The 16,551-nt window shown below is 65.0% G+C and carries 18 protein-coding genes, 1 other RNA gene and 1 pseudogene; 7 read left to right on the forward strand and 13 right to left on the reverse strand.

Going from position 1 to position 16,551, the window contains the following annotated elements:
• Positions 1 to 310 precede the first annotated feature (310 nt).
• The 3 genes and pseudogenes from rfaH to D779_RS23225 all read right to left on the reverse strand — a co-directional run.
• The gene (gene rfaH / locus D779_RS16385) at positions 311 to 814 is read right to left on the reverse strand and encodes a transcription/translation regulatory transformer protein RfaH (RefSeq protein WP_043756132.1); all 504 of its coding nucleotides are present in this window, start codon (positions 812 to 814) and stop codon (positions 311 to 313) included.
• 4 nt (positions 815 to 818) lie between these two features.
• Positions 819 to 1,118 carry a MarR family EPS-associated transcriptional regulator gene (locus D779_RS16390; RefSeq protein WP_332307775.1) on the reverse strand — a complete coding sequence of 100 codons (300 nt, stop codon included), beginning with the start codon at positions 1,116 to 1,118 and terminating at the stop codon, positions 819 to 821.
• A 20-nt stretch (positions 1,119 to 1,138) separates the two neighbouring features.
• A pseudogene (locus D779_RS23225) lies at positions 1,139 to 1,189 on the reverse strand (hypothetical protein); the annotation flags it as partial.
• Between the two features lie 330 nt (positions 1,190 to 1,519).
• On the opposite strand from D779_RS23225, the gene xrtD reads away from it, so the two are divergent.
• From xrtD to dapE, 5 genes are all read left to right on the forward strand, one after another.
• Positions 1,520 to 3,118, forward strand: a complete 1,599-nt coding sequence (gene xrtD / locus D779_RS16395; RefSeq protein ID WP_081763562.1) for a VPLPA-CTERM-specific exosortase XrtD — start codon at positions 1,520 to 1,522, stop codon at positions 3,116 to 3,118.
• Between the two features lie 120 nt (positions 3,119 to 3,238).
• A complete protein-coding gene (dapC, locus tag D779_RS16400; RefSeq protein ID WP_043756134.1) occupies positions 3,239 to 4,435 on the forward strand; it encodes a succinyldiaminopimelate transaminase in 1,197 nt (398 codons plus the stop codon).
• 56 nt (positions 4,436 to 4,491) lie between these two features.
• Positions 4,492 to 5,313 carry a 2,3,4,5-tetrahydropyridine-2,6-dicarboxylate N-succinyltransferase gene (gene dapD / locus D779_RS16405; protein WP_043756136.1) on the forward strand — a complete coding sequence of 274 codons (822 nt, stop codon included), beginning with the start codon at positions 4,492 to 4,494 and terminating at the stop codon, positions 5,311 to 5,313.
• Positions 5,313 to 5,657, forward strand: coding sequence for an ArsC family reductase (locus tag D779_RS16410; RefSeq protein ID WP_043756138.1), 345 nt, complete (start codon positions 5,313 to 5,315; stop codon positions 5,655 to 5,657). Before dapD ends, D779_RS16410 begins: the two co-directional genes overlap by 1 nt.
• Positions 5,657 to 6,790: a succinyl-diaminopimelate desuccinylase gene (gene dapE, locus D779_RS16415; protein ID WP_043756140.1), complete on the forward strand. Its 1,134-nt coding sequence runs from the start codon at positions 5,657 to 5,659 to the stop codon at positions 6,788 to 6,790. Before D779_RS16410 ends, dapE begins: the two co-directional genes overlap by 1 nt.
• A gap of 42 nt (positions 6,791 to 6,832) precedes the next feature.
• On the opposite strand, the gene minE is transcribed toward dapE, so the two are convergent.
• From minE to ffs, 8 genes are all read right to left on the reverse strand, one after another.
• Entirely contained in the window at positions 6,833 to 7,105 is a 273-nt protein-coding gene (minE, locus tag D779_RS16420) for a cell division topological specificity factor MinE (protein WP_043756142.1), read from the reverse strand.
• Positions 7,106 to 7,108: 3 nt separating this feature from the next.
• Positions 7,109 to 7,918, reverse strand: a complete 810-nt coding sequence (gene minD, locus D779_RS16425) for a septum site-determining protein MinD (protein WP_081763563.1) — start codon at positions 7,916 to 7,918, stop codon at positions 7,109 to 7,111.
• A gap of 51 nt (positions 7,919 to 7,969) precedes the next feature.
• Positions 7,970 to 8,764 (reverse strand): septum site-determining protein MinC, encoded by a 795-nt coding sequence (gene minC, locus D779_RS16430; RefSeq protein ID WP_043756146.1) that lies wholly within the window; start codon positions 8,762 to 8,764, stop codon positions 7,970 to 7,972.
• Positions 8,765 to 9,053: 289 nt separating this feature from the next.
• A complete protein-coding gene (locus D779_RS16435) occupies positions 9,054 to 9,398 on the reverse strand; it encodes a histidine triad nucleotide-binding protein (protein WP_043756148.1) in 345 nt (114 codons plus the stop codon).
• A 97-nt stretch (positions 9,399 to 9,495) separates the two neighbouring features.
• Positions 9,496 to 10,089 (reverse strand): recombination mediator RecR, encoded by a 594-nt coding sequence (recR, locus tag D779_RS16440; protein ID WP_043756150.1) that lies wholly within the window; start codon positions 10,087 to 10,089, stop codon positions 9,496 to 9,498.
• Positions 10,090 to 10,126: 37 nt separating this feature from the next.
• Positions 10,127 to 10,450 (reverse strand): YbaB/EbfC family nucleoid-associated protein, encoded by a 324-nt coding sequence (locus D779_RS16445; RefSeq protein ID WP_043756152.1) that lies wholly within the window; start codon positions 10,448 to 10,450, stop codon positions 10,127 to 10,129.
• 137 nt (positions 10,451 to 10,587) lie between these two features.
• Positions 10,588 to 12,279 (reverse strand): DNA polymerase III subunit gamma/tau, encoded by a 1,692-nt coding sequence (gene dnaX / locus D779_RS16450; protein WP_043756153.1) that lies wholly within the window; start codon positions 12,277 to 12,279, stop codon positions 10,588 to 10,590.
• Between the two features lie 77 nt (positions 12,280 to 12,356).
• An RNA gene (ffs, locus tag D779_RS21820) (signal recognition particle sRNA small type) lies at positions 12,357 to 12,453 on the reverse strand.
• Positions 12,454 to 12,652: 199 nt separating this feature from the next.
• Here ffs and D779_RS16455 point away from each other — a divergent pair.
• Positions 12,653 to 13,897, forward strand: coding sequence for a hypothetical protein (locus tag D779_RS16455; RefSeq protein WP_043756155.1), 1,245 nt, complete (start codon positions 12,653 to 12,655; stop codon positions 13,895 to 13,897).
• A gap of 15 nt (positions 13,898 to 13,912) precedes the next feature.
• Here the strand turns inward: D779_RS16455 and D779_RS16460 are convergent, their stop codons facing one another.
• Positions 13,913 to 14,452 (reverse strand): hypothetical protein, encoded by a 540-nt coding sequence (locus D779_RS16460; protein WP_043756156.1) that lies wholly within the window; start codon positions 14,450 to 14,452, stop codon positions 13,913 to 13,915.
• A gap of 214 nt (positions 14,453 to 14,666) precedes the next feature.
• On the opposite strand from D779_RS16460, the gene D779_RS16465 reads away from it, so the two are divergent.
• On the forward strand, positions 14,667 to 15,056 hold the full coding sequence (locus D779_RS16465; protein WP_043756158.1) for a hypothetical protein: 390 nt from the start codon (positions 14,667 to 14,669) through the stop codon (positions 15,054 to 15,056).
• 16 nt (positions 15,057 to 15,072) lie between these two features.
• On the opposite strand, the gene D779_RS16470 is transcribed toward D779_RS16465, so the two are convergent.
• A complete protein-coding gene (locus D779_RS16470) occupies positions 15,073 to 16,521 on the reverse strand; it encodes a nickel-dependent hydrogenase large subunit (protein WP_043756159.1) in 1,449 nt (482 codons plus the stop codon).
• Positions 16,522 to 16,551: the final 30 nt, after the last annotated feature.

A 16,551-nucleotide genomic window follows, 5' to 3' on the forward strand; every position in this document is an offset into this window, starting at 1 on the left:
CCACCGGACGTTGGACTCAGTTCTGGGAGAAAATCGATCAATTTGGCGCTGAATGCTGCTGCTGAGGACATCATGCGGAGGCCGCACCCGATCGAACGGTCGTCGGTCGCGCCGGGGCGGCGCTCCCACCTCGTCGGTGCGACTCATTGGAGCCATCTTTGTGGCCCACGCCGCGCGGCTTGGGCTGGCGATGGGCGGCTGACCAAGGTCGGGCCGGATTGGGCGTCTTTGAGCGTAGCCTTTGATATTGATGAGCTTGGGGCGCTTAGCGCTCGGGGCCGAGCAGGCTGTTCAGGAGTGGCGCCCTTGGTCACGCCAGCGCGACACTCGAGCCTGGCAGCACGACGCGCGTCGCTCGTCCGATCACGTCGATCAGGATGGCGACGCGCTCATCTCCACAGGACGTCTGGAAGATCCCTTGAAGCCCGGCGAATGGGCCAGCTGTAACGGCCACGCTGTCGCCTGCGTGAAAGTCGTGGCGTGGCGGCGATTGCGGCCCCCGCCGGTGCGCATCTTCGTTGCGGCGAAGTGTCTCGATGACCGGACCTGGGACCGATGTCAGGCGATGTCCGAAGGTGACCAGGGCGGTCACACCGAAAGTCGAGCGGATGGGCGCGACCGATTGATGATTGGGATCGAGGCGCAGAAAGAGGTAGCGCGGGAAGAGTGGCTCGAGGGTCTCTTTCCAGGCTCCGCGACGCTTGGCGACACGGGTGTAGAGAGGGAGGTAGGTCTCGAAGGCCTGGCGTTGCAGATTGGCGTCCGCGAGCGTTTCCTGACGGGGCTTGGTATAGATCAGGTACCAGGCTTTCATGGCCTCAGCTGTCGTGATCGGGGCTTGTCGTCCGTTGTGCAGCCGGCAGTTGCGCGACCTCCGCACGCAGCTGCTCGATCTCTTGCTCGAGGGCCGCGAGCTCGGCGGTCTTTCGCTTCAAGAAGCGAACGGCGATCGTCGCTTTGCGCTCGAGGCCTTGCGGCGCCAGCAGGTAGGCGTAGGCGAGCTTGTTGCGGCTGTTTCTGAAGTTGTCCATCTTGACCCAGCCACGCTCGAGGAGTGCCTTGATGCAGTAGTTCGCCTTACCCAGCTCTCTGGGCAGACCACGCCCAAGGCATTGGATAGCTCCGGCTGGCTGATGTTGGGCTGCTCCTGCAGCAGCTTGAGCAGCTTGTAGTGGATGTCGTCGGTCAATACAGGGGCACCGAGTCGTCATCAGGCACGCTACCGCCATGCCGAGCGCGCGGGGCGCGTCGGCAGGCGTTCAATCTGTGAAAGCCAGTAAAGAGCCAAACACAAGGACTGTCAATGCCTTTAATTGGGTCAGGCAGGGAGCAGTCCGGCGTGGAGATGAATCTAGGAGGGGGAGCGTATTAGCAAGCCTGGAAAGCTCGACTTCGTCGCTCGACTGCTGGAAGAACCGCCCAAGCGATATCGGCCGAACACGGTGCGCTGTTTGCGCGGCTCCTCTGTATCATGGCAGCATCTCCGAGATAATACCCCTCCGCACGAGCGGGTGTCCTCATGATCGAAGCCGCAAGGAGTCACGAGATGCAGCCGCCTTTGACCACGCGTTGGGCGGGCCATATCTGGCCCTGGGGATTCCTGGCCGCCGCCATCGGACTCCTGCTCATGATCTTCTCCACGGGACTGGCCGGCATGCTCAACGCCTGGAGCAGCGAAGAGTATAGCCACGGCTACATGCTGCCGGCCGTGGCGGCCTTTCTCGTCTGGCAGCGCTCCGCGCTACTCGCGCAAACGCCCTTCCAGCCAAGCTGGACAGGGGTGATGTTGACGGCTTTCGGGCTATTCCTATACGTCGCTGGCGAGCTTGGCACACTCTATACGGTCATCCAGTACGGCTTCCTGGCGGCACTTGGCGGTGTCCTGCTGTCCTGGATGGGGTGGAAGGCATTCCGAATCATTCTGCCGGCCTATCTGCTTCTCTTCTTCTGCGTTCCATTGCCCAGCTTTCTGTACAACAACCTCTCCTCCCAGCTCCAGCTGACCTCCTCCGAGTGGGGTGTCGCTCTCATCCGGCTCTTCAGCATCCCGGTCTTTCTCGAAGGCAATGTGATCGATCTCGGCCACTATCAACTTCAGGTGGTCGAGGCCTGCAGCGGGCTGCGGTATCTCTTTCCACTGTCCGCCTTGGGGTTCATCGCGGCGATTCTGTTCCGAGGCGCCTTATGGAAGAAGGCGGTGCTCTTTTTCTCGACGCTGCCGATCACGGTCCTGATGAATAGCTTTCGGATCGGCGTGATCGGGATTCTGGTGCACTACCAAGGGATCGACATGGCGGAGGGCTTTCTGCACGACTTCGAGGGCTGGGTCGTCTTCATGGCCTGCTCGGTGCTGCTGGTGTTGGAGATGTGGCTGCTGGCGAGGATCGGCCCGGATCGATCGTCCTTCAGCGAGGCATTTACGATCGATGGGCCAGAGCCCATCCCTGACTCGGCCCGGGTGGAACATCGACGCGTGCCCTGGTCGGTCTACGCCGTGCTGCCGCTGCTGGTCGCGGTGGCCCTGCTCTCATTCATGCTGCCGGAGCGCCAGGACGTGGCGCCCCAGCGGCCGGATCTGGTCTTCTTTCCCGGCGATATCGGCGAGTGGCGTGGTCAGCGCGGCCGGCTCGAACAGATCTATATCGATGCGCTGAAGTTCGATGACTATCTGATGTCGGACTATCGCAATCAAGCGGGCGATTCGATCAATCTCTACGTGGCCTATTATGCGTCGCAGCGTAAGGGAGCCTCGGTACACTCACCGAAGAGCTGTCTGCCCGGTGGCGGCTGGCGGATCGAGGACTTCTCTCAACGTGAGATCCCAGGGCCAGGTGTCGATGGCCAGCCGCTGAGGGTGAACCGCTCGCTGATCCAGATGGGGGATGAGCGTCTGCTGGTCTATTACTGGTTCCAGCAACGCGGACGGGTGATGACGAACGAGTATCTGGTGAAGTGGTATCTGTTCTGGGATGCGCTCACACGCAATCGCACCGACGGTGCCCTGGTGCGCCTGACGATTGCGGCACCCCTAGAGGAGGATTTGAAGGAGAAGGATGCGCTTCTATCGGGGTTCGCGAATGCGATCGAGCCACCGCTGCAACGCTTCATCCCAGAGTGAAAACTGGCGACTGAGAAGCGGTCTCCCCGAGGAGGCCGCTGATCGTATAATCAGCGGTCGATCCACATGGACGCCCTTCCAGCCTGAGCCGAGGGTGTCCCGCCGCACATCGACGACACCATGAACCCAGACCTCGGGCGACTCCAAGCCTACCCGTTCGAAAAACTCGCCGCGCTCAAGCAGGGCATCGATCCGCCGCGCAACCTGGACCCCATCGGGCTGCACATCGGCGAGCCCAAGCATCCGACACCGAGCCTCATCGCCGATGCGCTCATCGCCCACCTGCATCGGCTCTCGTCCTATCCGACGACCCGCGGAACGGCTGAGCTGCGCGAGACGATCGCCACCTGGCTGAAACGGCGCTTCCAGGGCGTCGAGCTCGCGGTCGATCCAGACCGCCAGATCCTACCGGTCAACGGCACCCGCGAGGCACTGTTCGCCTTCGCCCAGGCGGTCGTCGACCCCTCGCGCGACCCTCTGGTACTGATGCCGAACCCCTGCTATCAGATCTACGAAGGCGCCGCCCTGCTGGCCGGCGCGGAACCGCGCTATCTGGCCTGCGAGGCAGCCAACGGCTTCATCCCGGATTTCGAGGCCATCGACACGGCCACCTGGGATCGCTGTCAGCTGCTCTACATCTGCTCGCCGGGCAACCCGACCGGCGCGGTCTTCGACCGGAACACCCTGACCCGGCTGATCGAGCTGGCCCATCGGCACGATTTCGTCATCGCCTCGGACGAATGTTACGGCGATATCTATCTGGACGAATCCGCGCCCCCGACCGGGCTACTGCAGGCCGCAGCCGCGATGGGCAACGAGCGATTCCATCGCTGCATCGTCTTCAACAGCCTCTCCAAGCGATCGAACGCGCCCGGGCTACGATCCGGTTTCGTCGCGGGCGATGCCGAGCTCATCCAGGGCTTTCTCTCCTACCGCACCTATCACGGCTGCGCCATGTCGCTGCCGGTGCAAAGCGCGAGCGTGGCGGCCTGGAGCGACGAAGCGCACGTGGTGGAGAACCGCCGTCTCTATCGCGAGAAGATCGCTGCCGTGACTGAGATCCTGAGCGAGGTCATGTCGCTGACGCCGCCCGAGGCCAGCTTCTTCCTCTGGCCCCAGACCCCGATCCCGGACACCGAGTTCGCCCGCCGACTCTTCGCCGAGGAGAACGTCACAGTACTGCCCGGCAGCTTCCTGTCGCGCCGCGTCGAGGGCACGGATCCAGGCGAGAACCGGGTGCGGATCGCCCTGGTGCCCGAACTCGACGAATGCGTCGATGCCGCCCGACGCATCCGCGCTTTCATCGAGCGTCTATAGCCCTACAATAGGGCCCCGAAAAATTCAGAAGATCGCTAGACAGGACAGACCCCAACATGACAGACCAGCAATCCATCATCCTCGAGGCATTCGAGCGCCGCGCCGAGATCACCCCGCGTACCGTCGAGACCCGCGTGCGTGACGCCGTTCAAGACACCATCGAGCGTCTCGACAGCGGCGAGCTTCGTGTCGCCGAGAAGCGCGACGGCGACTGGGTCGTCAACGAATGGCTGAAGAAGGCGGTGCTGCTCTCCTTCCGGATCGAGGACAACTGGTTCATGAAGGGCGGCTTCACCAACTATTACGACAAGGTGCCCTCCAAGTACGCCGACACCAACTCGCGCGAGTTCCGCGAGAGCGGCGTGCGCGTCGTGCCGCCCGCGACCGCGCGCAAGGGCTCCTACATCGCCCCGAGCTGCGTGCTCATGCCCTCCTACGTCAACATCGGGGCCTATGTGGATTCGGGCACCATGGTCGACACCTGGGCGACCGTCGGCTCCTGCGCCCAGATCGGCAAGAACGTCCATCTCTCCGGCGGCGTCGGCATCGGCGGCGTACTGGAGCCGGTCCAGGCCGCGCCGACCATCATCGAGGACAACTGCTTCATCGGCGCCCGCTCGGAAATCGTCGAGGGCGTGATCGTCGGCGAGGGCGCGGTCATCTCGATGGGCGTCTACATCGGCCAGAGCACCAAGATCTACAACCGCGAGACCGGCGAGATCCTCTACGGCAAGGTTCCGCCCGGCGCCGTGGTCGTGCCCGGCAACCTGCCGGCCAAGGACGGAACGCACAGTCTCTACTGCGCGGTCATCATCAAGCAGGTCGACGCCAAGACGCTGGGCAAGGTCGGCATCAACGAGCTGCTGCGCGACATCTGATGCCGACGCTCTACGGCATTCCCAACTGCGGCACGGTCAAGAAGGCCCTTGCCTGGCTCGACGCCCGGGGCATCGACTACCAGTTCCACGACTACAAGAGGCAGGGACTGGACGAGCCGCAGCTGCGCGCCTGGGTCGCCGAGCTCGGCTGGGAGGCCATGCTGAACCGGCGCGGCACCACCTGGCGCCGGCAGCCGGAATCGGTGCGCGAGGGGATCGACGAGGAAGGGGCGATCCGGCTGATGCTGGAGCAGCCCTCGATCATCCGCCGTCCGCTGCTCGACACCGGAGAGACCCGCCACCTGGGATTCTCCGAGGCCCAATACGAGGAACTGCTGTCCTGATGTCCCCTACCCTCTCGCTCGCCTGCGACCTGATCGCGCGCGATTCGGTCACCCCGGCCGATGCCGGATGCCAAACCCTGATGGCGGACCGCCTGGCGGCCCTGGGCTTCCAGATCGAGCCCATGCCCTTCGGCGAGGTCAGCAACCTCTGGGCGAGACGGGGCGATTCGGGGCCGCTCTTCTGCTTCGCCGGCCACACGGACGTGGTCCCTTCGGGCCCTCTGGACCAGTGGACCTCCCCCCCTTTCACCCCGACCGTTCGCGACGGCCGTCTCTACGGCCGCGGCGCAGCGGACATGAAGGGATCGCTGGCCGCCATGGTCACGGCGACCGAGGACTTCGTCGCCGCCCATCCGGATCACGCGGGCTCGATCGCCTTCCTCATCACCAGCGACGAGGAAGGTCCCGCGACCGAGGGAACGGTCAAGGTGGTGGAGCGGCTGGAGGAGCGCGGCGAGAAGATCGACTATGCCCTGGTGGGCGAGCCCTCGTGCCGCGAGCGTCTGGGCGACACCATCAAGAACGGTCGGCGCGGAAGCCTCTCCGGCTTCCTGAAGGTCTACGGCAAGCAGGGTCACGTCGCCTATCCGCATCTGGCCGACAACCCCTTTCATGCCTGTGTCGGGGCGCTGCAGCAGCTGTGCGCCGAGACCTGGGACGCTGGCAACGACCATTTCCCGCCGACCAGCTTCCAGATCGCCAATCTGAACGTCGGGACCGGGGCGGAGAACGTCATCCCGGGCGAGCTGGAGGCACAGTTCAATCTGCGCTTCTCCACCGAGCTGACACCGGAGGCGATCAAGACGCGCATCCACCGCATCCTGGACGCGGGCGGATTCCGTTACGAGCTGCGCTGGCGGCTGTCCGGGAACCCCTTCCTCACGCCGGCCGGGGCGCTGGTCGAGGCCAGCCGGGCGGCGATCGCCGAGGTCTGCGGCATCGAGACCCAGCTCTCGACCAGCGGCGGCACCTCGGACGGACGCTTCATCGCCCCCACCGGAGCCCAGGTGCTGGAGTTGGGACCGCTCAACGCCAGCATCCACCAGATCGATGAATGGGTCGGCGTCCAGGAACTCGATCGGCTCTCGGCCATCTATCGCGGGATCCTGGAACGCCTTCTGGCCAGACATTGAGTCCGGCGGAGCCGCGAATCGACTGAGCCCCTCCTGACTGGATCAGATGCGCGGCGCTGAGGGTACGTCTGGAAGCACGATGTTGAGTTCCAAGATCTCGCGCGAATCCTCCTGCTCGTAGTTCACCGAGACCGCATCCAGATCCACATCCACATACTTGCGGATGACGGCGAGGATCTCCTGCTGAAGCTGCGGCAGATAGGAGGGCTGGCCGCGCGTCGCGCGGTCGTGGGCCACCAGGATCTGCAGCCGCTCCTTGGCGACGTTGGCAGAGCTCTTGGGTTGGTTGGAGCGGAAGTAGTCGAGCAAGCCCATGGATCACCCTCTGAATAAGCGGCTCAGGAAGCCCTTCTTCTCAGCGTGAATGAAGCGGTGCGGGACCTCTTCCCCCAGGTAGCGCGAGACCATGTCGGCATAGGACTGGCCGGCATCGCTCTCGCGATCCAGAATCACCGGAATACCATTGTTGGACGCCGTGAGGACGGCCTTGGACTCCGGGACCACCCCGAGCAGCGTCAGCGACAGGATCTCCTGCACGTCCTCGACGCTCAGCATCTCGCCGACATCGACCCGCTCCGCGTTGTAGCGGGTCAGCAGCAGATACTCGCGGATCGGCTCGTCGTTGTTCTCGGCCCGGCGCGAGCGGCTGGAGAGAATCCCCAGCATCCGGTCCGAGTCACGTACCGAGGAGACCTCGGGGTTGGTGACCACGATGGCATCGTCGGCATAATACATGGCCATGGTCGCGCCGTGCTCGATGCCCGCGGGCGAGTCGCACACGATGTAATCATAGCTCTGCGACAGCTCGTCGAGTACCCGACCGACCCCTTCCTTGGTGAGCGCATCCTTGTCGCGCGTCTGCGAGGCCGGAAGCACGTAGAGGTGATCGCAGCGCTTGTCGCGAATCAGCGCCTGATTCAGATTCGCTTCTTGGTTGATGACATTGATGAAATCGTAGACGACCCGCCGCTCGCAGCCCATGATCAGATCGAGGTTGCGCAGGCCGACGTCGAAGTCGATGACCACCGTACGCTTGCCTCGTTGCGCCAACCCCATGGCCAAGGCGGCGGATGTGGTCGTCTTACCGACCCCACCCTTGCCAGAGGTAATCACGATAATTCTCGCCAAAGTCACACCCTCCTTAAAGGGATCTGTTCCGTTGCCCGGCAGTGGAGATCGTTACAGTTTTTCGATGCGCAGGATCTTCTGATCCAGAAAGATCTGGACCGGCACGCCGCGCAGTTCGATGGGAATATGCTCGCTGACGCGATAATGCCCAGCGATGGAGACCAGTTCCGCCTGCAGATCCTGACAGAAGATACACGCCTCGAGATTCCCGTTCATACCGGCGAGAGCACGTCCACGCAATGGACCGTAGACATGGATGTTGCCATCCGCCATCAGCTCGGCACCTGAACTGACCGGCGCGGTAATGGTAAGGTCTCCTCCGGAGGCATAGACCCGCTGCCCCGAACGCACGGGACGCTTCACCAACATGAAGCCCTGGCTGGACAAGCGAGGCGGAGCCGCGGTTTGAGCCGGCTCGGACGCCGCGGGCCGAGACTCGTCCTCGGCCGCCGTTTCGCGCTCATCGCCACCCTTGGACTCATCGCCCCCATTGCCGCGACGCACGTAGGACTCGCGCAGGATGGCCAATTCCAGCGCTTCGGCGGCGGTATTCTGCTCCTTGTCGCCACCGCGTACACCGAAGGGAATCATCCCATAGCCTCGCAGCAACCCGACCAGGAGCGGAAATTCGATGGCCCCCGAGCCGGGCGGAAGCATGCCCAGGTCGATGACGACGGGTGTATTGCGGAAGAAATCCGGCGCCTTCTCGACCTTGGCTCCCAACCGGGCCGCCACGGCCTCGACGTTGTTGTCGAACAGTCGAAGAATCGGCAAGGTGAAATTGGCCGCCTTCAGCTCGAAGGGTCTGTGAGCCTCAGCTACGGATTTATGTTGGTTCACTGCCATGTTCGTGGACTCGGGCGAGGATCGCCACTGATCTCCTGATGAATCGATTCGCTTGCCGCCCGCCGCAGATGAAGCACCGACGGGACTCTCCCATGACACAGACGCGATCATCCGACACAGCACCGCCGAAGGCCGCATACCGCGCGGACGGTAGAAGACGGAATGAAAACGCGTGCGGCGCTACGACCGGGCTAATCCTACCTGTTGTGCGGACATCATCATAGTGGCCGCACGGCAGGAGCGGCTGAAAAGATGCGTCATGCCGGCCGACGGCCGGAACGCCGCGCGCTCATCCGGGAGGCCATTGCAGCGGACGTCCGCCGAGCACATGCAGATGCAGATGGAACACCGTCTGACCGGCTCCCGCATTGCAGTTGATGACGGTACGGTAGCCACCCTCGGCGATCCCCGCCTGCTGCGCGACCTTGGCCGCGGCCAGCAGAAGCCTGCCGAGCAGCTCGGCGTCCTCCGGCGAGGCATCGTTCAGGGTCGGAATCGGCTTGCGCGGAATCACCAGGATATGGGTCGGCGCCTGAGGACTGATATCGCGAAAGGCGACCAGATCCTCGTCCTCGTAAACAACGTCGGCGGATATCTCGCCCGAGGCGATCTTACCGAAAATCGTGTCAGACATAGAGGTTCTCCTCCCCAGTGAACCCAATTCCCATCGACATCTCAGGCGTGAAACAAGGCCCCCGCCCAGTTAAAGACGTCTCGGATCCGGTGAAAGGCTAGAAATCGCGCCGACCGGCGAAGGCCAACGCCAGCGTTCCTCCATCCACCGATTCCAGCTCTCCGCCGAGCGGAACGCCCTGAGCGATCCGGGTGACTCGGACGCCATGGGACAGTGCCCGATCGGCGATGAACTGGCCCGTGACGGTCCCTTCGACGGTCGGACTGACCGCGAGTATGAGCTCGCCGATCCCCTCCTCGAGCCGATCCTCCAGCTGCCCCAGCCCCAACTCGTCGGGTCCGATCCCGTCCAGAGGCGACAGGCGTCCGCCCAGGACGAAGTAGAGCCCGCGATAGTCGGCCGCCTGCTCGATGGCCACGACCTGAGACGGCTGCTCGACCACGCACAGCAGGGAAGCGTCGCGCTGGGCATTGGCACAGATGGCGCAGACCTCATGCTCCGTCAGCGTGCGGCAGCGTCGGCAGCGACCGATCCGGGTCATGGCGTCGGCCATGACATGGGCCAGACGCAGACCGCCCTCGCGATCGCGCTCGAGCAGATGGAAGGCGATTCTCTGCGCCGACTTGGGACCGACGCCCGGCAGACATCGCAAGGCGCCGGTCAACTGATTCAGCAGCGAGCGCTCCGCCACGCGATGCCGTCCCGATAGCCCGGTGAGCGTCGTAGAGTCAGAAGGGGAGCTTCATCCCCGGAGGCAGCGGCAGGCCGGCGGTGACCTCGGACATGGTCTCCTTGGCCTTCTCGGCAACCCGCTGACCCGCGGCATTGGCCGCCGCCACGATCAGATCCTCCAGCATCTCCTTGTCGTCGCCCATCAGCGATGGATCGATCTCGACCCGCTTCATCTGGTGCTGACCGTTGATGGTCACCTTCACCATGCCGCCGCCGGCCTCGCCAACGACCTCTTCCTGGGCCAGACGCGCCTGAGCCTGCTGCATCTCTTCCTGCATCTTCTGAGCCTGCTTGAGCAAGCCACCGAGTCCTGCCTTCATAGATATCTACCTCTAAGTGGGAAATCCGGGCACTCGAGCCCGTAACGCCCTGACACTAGCGGACAGGGCAAGGAGAAAACAAGGTTGCCGATCGGCCACGAGACCATGAGGATCGCACCGGAAGACACCCGAGACGTTCAGGCATTGGGCTGGATGCTTCCAGGCACCCATTCCGCATCGAAGGTCTCGCGCAGCCGCTCGGCATGGGGGTCGGCCCCCATGGACGCCACCGCCGCGCGCTGGCGCTCCTCGGCCTCGCGCGCTCGGCGCTGGGCCAGCGTTTCCTGCTGCGGCCGCACGACCTGGATCTCGAGCTTGAAGGACTCGCCCAAGCGGCGCTCCAGCGTCTCTTTCAGGCGCGACTCGGCGCTGGCGATGCGCAGATGCTCGGCCGAGGGATCCAGGCTCAACACCAAGCGTCCCTCGCCCCATTCGACGAAGCCGCAATTATGGGCGAGCTGACTCGCGATCCCACCCAGGGACAGATGGGCGACGATCTTCTGCCAATCGGCGGCCGAGGCAAGCGTGGCCGGGGCCGATTCCTGGCGAACCGGGGCGACGGAGGCCACCGAACCGGATGGCCCGGATCCAGGCTCTTCGCGGACCCCAGACTCCCGGGCGGATGCATCGGAACCCGAAACCAGCGACCGGATACCGGCGAGATGCGAGGCCCCGGAGGCACGCTCGGGCCGAGAGGTCGAAACGGGCGGCGCCAGCGCCGCGCCGCTCGGTCCAGAACCCGCATCCGACGGACGAAAGGCGAGCGCGCGCAAGAGCACCATCTCGAAGCCCGTTCGGGGATCCGGGGCCAGCGGCAGATCGGTCTGGCCGGTCAGGACGACCTGATAGTAGAGCTGAACGTCCTCCGGCGAGATCCGGCCGGAGAGGTCCAGGAGACGCTCCCGATCCGGTTCGTCCGGGGCCAGCAGATCGGGAACCTGCTGGATCAGCGCCAGACGATGCAGCAGGGTGAGCAGCTCGCGCAACAGCTCGGGGAAATCGGGCGTCAGGGCCGCCACCCGCTCGACCTCGGACAGGAGCCTGGGCGCATCCGCGTCGGCCAGCGCCGCGAGCAGATCCAGCGCCAGATCGCCGCTGACGGTCCCGAGCATCGCCCGGACCTCGTCCTCGGCCACGCGGCCGCCGCCGAAGGCGATCGCCTGATCGAGCAGGCTCAGCGCGTCGCGCATGCTGCCGTCGGCGGCCCGGGCGATCAGAGGCAGGGCGGAGGGTTCGAATGCGAGCCCCTCGATCTCCAGCACGTGGCGCAGGCGCTCGCGGATCTCCTCGGGAAGCAGCCGGCGCAGATTGAACTGCAGACAGCGCGACAGCACCGTGACCGGGATCTTCTGCGGATCGGTCGTCGCCAGAAGGAACTTCACATGCGACGGCGGCTCCTCCAGCGTCTTGAGCAGGGCGTTGAAGCTGTGCGAGGAGAACATGTGCACCTCGTCGATCAGGTACACCTTGAAACGTCCGCGCGCCGGGGCATAGGGGACGTTGTCGAGCAGATCGCGGGTCTGGTCCACCTTGGTGCGCGAGGCGGCGTCGACCTCGATCAGGTCGACGAACCGGCCGCCGTCGATCTCGCGGCAGGCCGAGCAGACACCGCAGGGATGCGATCCGATACCCTGCTCGCAGTTCAGCGCCTTGGACAGGATTCGGGCGAGCGTGGTCTTGCCGACGCCACGGGTGCCGGTGAAGAGATAGGCATGATGGAGCTGATCGCGGTCGAGCGCGTTGGACAGGGCCCGCACGACATGCTGCTGCCCGACCATGTCGTCGAACGATCTGGGGCGCCATTTGCGGGCCAGCACCTGATAGGACATGCGCGAGATCGATCGGCCGTATCTTAGGGGAACGGGAAACGCTTCACGACGCTCCCGAAGGGAAGTGGGGCGGCGGCCCGCACCAGCCACACCCCGGCACACGATTCCACCGCTGCGGCTGCTCCCTTCCGGGCCTGACCGGGTTCACGGTTTCACGTTGCGAGGGGACCGGCCCGAGCCACCATAACGCATTGGCTTCGGCATAGCCGGAAACAGCGCGAGAGGTTAACAAAGAGCGTCGGCGAAAACAAACGGCTTGTCGCCCATCGACGGATTCTCGTGGGCCGCGGCCCCGCATCCATCGCCCCATCCCTGTACCATAGCCGCATCACGCGACCGACGACTTCAGACATCCAGCCCAAGAATGCAGCCCATGAACCGACGCGTCCCGTTCGCCATCTCGCTCGCCGCCTCGGCGCTCTGTTTCCATAGCCAATCCCAGGCAGGACCACCGTCCGAGCCGGACATCTGGGAGCAGACGCAGGAGACGGCCAACGATTGGTGGAACCGCTCCAAGGACTTCGCCAACCAGACCGCGAGCGACGCACGCCGGCTGTTCGGTCCCAAGGACGACTTCGGATACGTCTGGGACAAGAGCGTTCCGCGATTGGACGACGCCTTGGAACTCGAGGAACGCCAGGCCGAGCTGCCCGAGCGGAGCTGGCTCGGCTCCGACCGGCGGTCGAACCAGGCCGAGATCGACGCCCTGCTGGACGAGGCGGTCGAGATCCTCTCGGTCTCGCCCGCGCTGCGCTACCGGGATCGCATCCAATCGCTGCAGACCGAGATCGAAGGGCTGCGGGCCGAGATCGCCGAGTATCGCCAGAGACGCGTCTCGGCACCCGCCGAGTCGGCCGTGCAGAAGACGGTCGACGACTACGACCGGCTGATCGCCGCTCGCGAGAAGGAGATCGACGCCAAGCATGCCGAGATCCAGGCGCTCGAGCGCCGCTTCGCCGAGGAGCTGCGCGGCATGGGCATGGAGCTCGACGACGATCAGGTCGCCTTCCTGCTGACCACGGTCGTCGGCGACAACATGGTCGATCTCGGCATCCTGTTCGACAACGTCAAGTCCATGACCCTGGAGCTGGAGCGGCTGGTCGAGGAGAGCGGAGAGGACCTGGAGAGCGCGCGCCGCTACTACGGGCTCTATGTCGTGCTGCTGAAGGCGCTGAAGCGCATGCACATCCAGATCGAGGAATCGGTGAGCGAGGAATATCTGCCCCAGATCGACGCCATCATCCGCCAGGCCCAGACCCTCGCCGGCGAAACGCGCGAGCTGATGCACACCTCGCCCGACAAACGCGACCTGCTCGCCGGCAATCTGGAGGCCCAGCAGGCGACCATCGAAGCCGCCCAGGTCTACCGGCGCTATCTCGAGGACCAGGCGCGCCAGGTCGAACAGGCGCGCCTGGAGCTCGAGAAGGACATCGCCGCGGCCTGGAACACCTACGAGACCGTGCGCGTCTCGGGCGAGCTGGTCGGGCTGGTCAAGTCCAGCCAGAGGCTGCTCGAAGGGCTCATGAACCGCCAGGTCCCGGCGCTGCGTCCGTTCCGGAATCTGCAGATGCAGCGCGAGTTCGAGAAGCTGACCCAGCAGTTGCGCGCCAAGGAGTGAGGATCTCCAGAGGCGTCAGGGACGATAGGGATAGGGTTCGGCGCGGCCGAGCGCCGTGTAGCCGAAGACGATGTCGCCCTTGGTGCCGTCGTCGAGCGCGATCTGGCCGATCCCGTTGCGGCCGTCGTGATCGAGGATGATGTCGGCCCAGCCGCTGCGACCGTCGCTGCAGTAGACGTCGAAGATGGCGTCGTTCGAGAACTGGAAGGCGTTGTAGCTGCCACGACAGTCGTTGCGGCCGTTGGTGACGTCGAAGCGGGCGTTCAGGAGGGTCGTGCGGTAGTCGCCGATATAGACCTCGCCGTTCATCATGACCGCGAAGGGGCCCGCGGTCGAACGGTCGCCCGGCTCCTCGTTCGGACGCGGACGATCGAAATACTCCAGCACCTCGCTCATGCAGGCCGAATAGTCCTCCAGGTCCAGATGCCGGCACAGACGCTCGCCATAGTCGTCGGGAGAGATCGAGGTACTGATGCCGCCGGCATGATTCGGCGGCAGCAGGGCGCAACCCGCGAGCCAAGTGGACACACCGGCGATGAGGACCAATCGAAACATGGGCTTTCTCCGCTTAGCCTTATGGAGCGATCGGCTATAGAGTGTACATGGATCGCGGTCGCTGGTGTGGCCGGCGATCCTCGGGCGTGCACAACGGACGCGATTGCGGCTAAAGTTCGGCCGAAGCGCCGGGCTCGCGGCCCCGAATAGCCATCCCGATGCCTGGACCCGATGCCCCTTGGACAGAGCAGCGATGCCTGAAGGAGTGATGCACATGAGACCGGAGAATCGTCGTCGAGGTCTGCCCCGCCCGGCAGCCGGAAGGATCGGCATCCGACTGGGGGCACTGGGACTCGCGATCCTGCTCGGCGGCTGCGCCAAGCCGCTGGTTCTGGACGCGACGCTTCCCCAGCAGTTCGCCGAGATCGCCTGTGTCGAGGAATGCCGTGCGACCAAGGAGCAGTGCGACGCGGATGCGCGCTACGACTATCGCCAGTGTCAGGCAGGCTACGACACATCCTTCCGAACCTATCGCTGGTGTCTCGCCTCGGCGATCGATCGCGACGACTGCGGCTATCCCGGGTGGTCCTGCGCCGAGAACCTCTACGGCTATTGCAGCAACCGCTATCACGACTGCGAGAAGGCCTGCCGCAACGGCGGCTGAGCACACCGCCGAACGCTCAATGCACGGTGCACACCATGCAGGGATCGAAGGAGCGCACGATATGCTGCACCGACACGGGCGTGCGCTCGCCCTCGCGCACCGGCGCCCCCACTAGCGCCTGCTCCAGCGGCCCCGGAACGCCTTGACGGTCCCGGGGCGAGAAATTCCAGGTCGTGGGCGCGACGATCTGATAGTTGAGGATCCGGCCGTTGCGTACCCGCAGCCAATGCCCGAGACTGCCGCGCGCCGCCTCCACCAGCCCCACGCCAAGGGCCTCGTCCGGCAGGACCGCCGAGGCGCAGAAGGGATCGCCTGGACGTAACTCGCGCACCCACGCCTCCATGGCGATCAGCAGACGCGCGGATTCGACCAGACGGGCGATGACCCGATTGGCGACGTTCCCGCCCGAGTGCGCGACCAGATCGCGCACCAGCGGCTGTCCGTCGACCAGCTGCCGCGCCAGCGCCCCCACCTCCACGACCTGCCCATCCAGACGCGGCGCCTTGCACCAGGTGTAGGCACCCTCCTTCTCCGCCAGTGGCAGCGTGGTCCCGGCGCTCGGGTGCAGCGGCTCCGGACCGCCGAGCATCCAGCTGTGGCTCAGATCCTCGGTGATGGCGTCCAGGTTCAGATCCAGCGGACCGCCGGACCAGAGCCCGCGCCGGAACAGAGGCGCGTCCCCGAGCGGAAAGGCCCCGTAGCTCATGAAGCGGTCCGTGGCCCGGCCGAGCCGATCGAGCCCCAGGGCGTCCGCCACTTCGAGGAAACGTCGCAGATCGCCCGTCGCGGACGGCGCCCGGACGCGCCACTCGGCCAGCGCCTGCCGATCCGGCAGGGCGGCGATCGCCTCGAGCCGATCGCCGAAGGTGTGCGCCTCGAGGAAGCGACGGAATCCGGCGAGGATCATCAGCAGACGCATCCGCTCCTGAGGCTGCACGGCGCGGGTGGATCCACCGGGCTGGAGACTCAAGCTGTGCGGCCATTTGCCGGCCAGGAACCCCATGAGATGCTGCAGCCTGGCCCGTGCCGCCGTGAATTCCTGGGCCGCGCTCCCGGTGCCGGCACGAAAGCGCTCGGCCAAGGGCGGGAACCAGGGCGCGTCCGCATAGACCTCGCGGGCGAAGTCGGGCATGAAGAAGAGATAGAAATGGGTGAGATGGTCGGCGAGATTCTCGCAGGCCAGGATCAGGTTCACCGCCAGCTCGCCGTTCGGCGGCATCAGGACCCCCTGCGCCCGGGCCAGTGCGGAGGCCGCCGCCACCGACTGGGAGACCGAGCAGATGCCGCAGATCCGGGGCACGATCACCAAGGCGTCGAAGGGGTCCTTGCCCTGGAGGATCTGCTCGAACCCGCGATAGAGCGGCGAGACCACCCGGGCCTCGCGGACCTGCCCGTCGGCGACATCCAGACGCACCTCCAGGTCGCCCTCGACCCGATTGAAGGGTCCGACCACCAGTCGTCCCATGTCTCAGTCGATCCGCTCGAACGATTCGGC

Origin of the sequence: Imhoffiella purpurea (assembly GCF_000585215.1) — a bacterium.
Classification (GTDB): domain Bacteria; phylum Pseudomonadota; class Gammaproteobacteria; order Chromatiales; family Chromatiaceae; genus Imhoffiella; species Imhoffiella purpurea.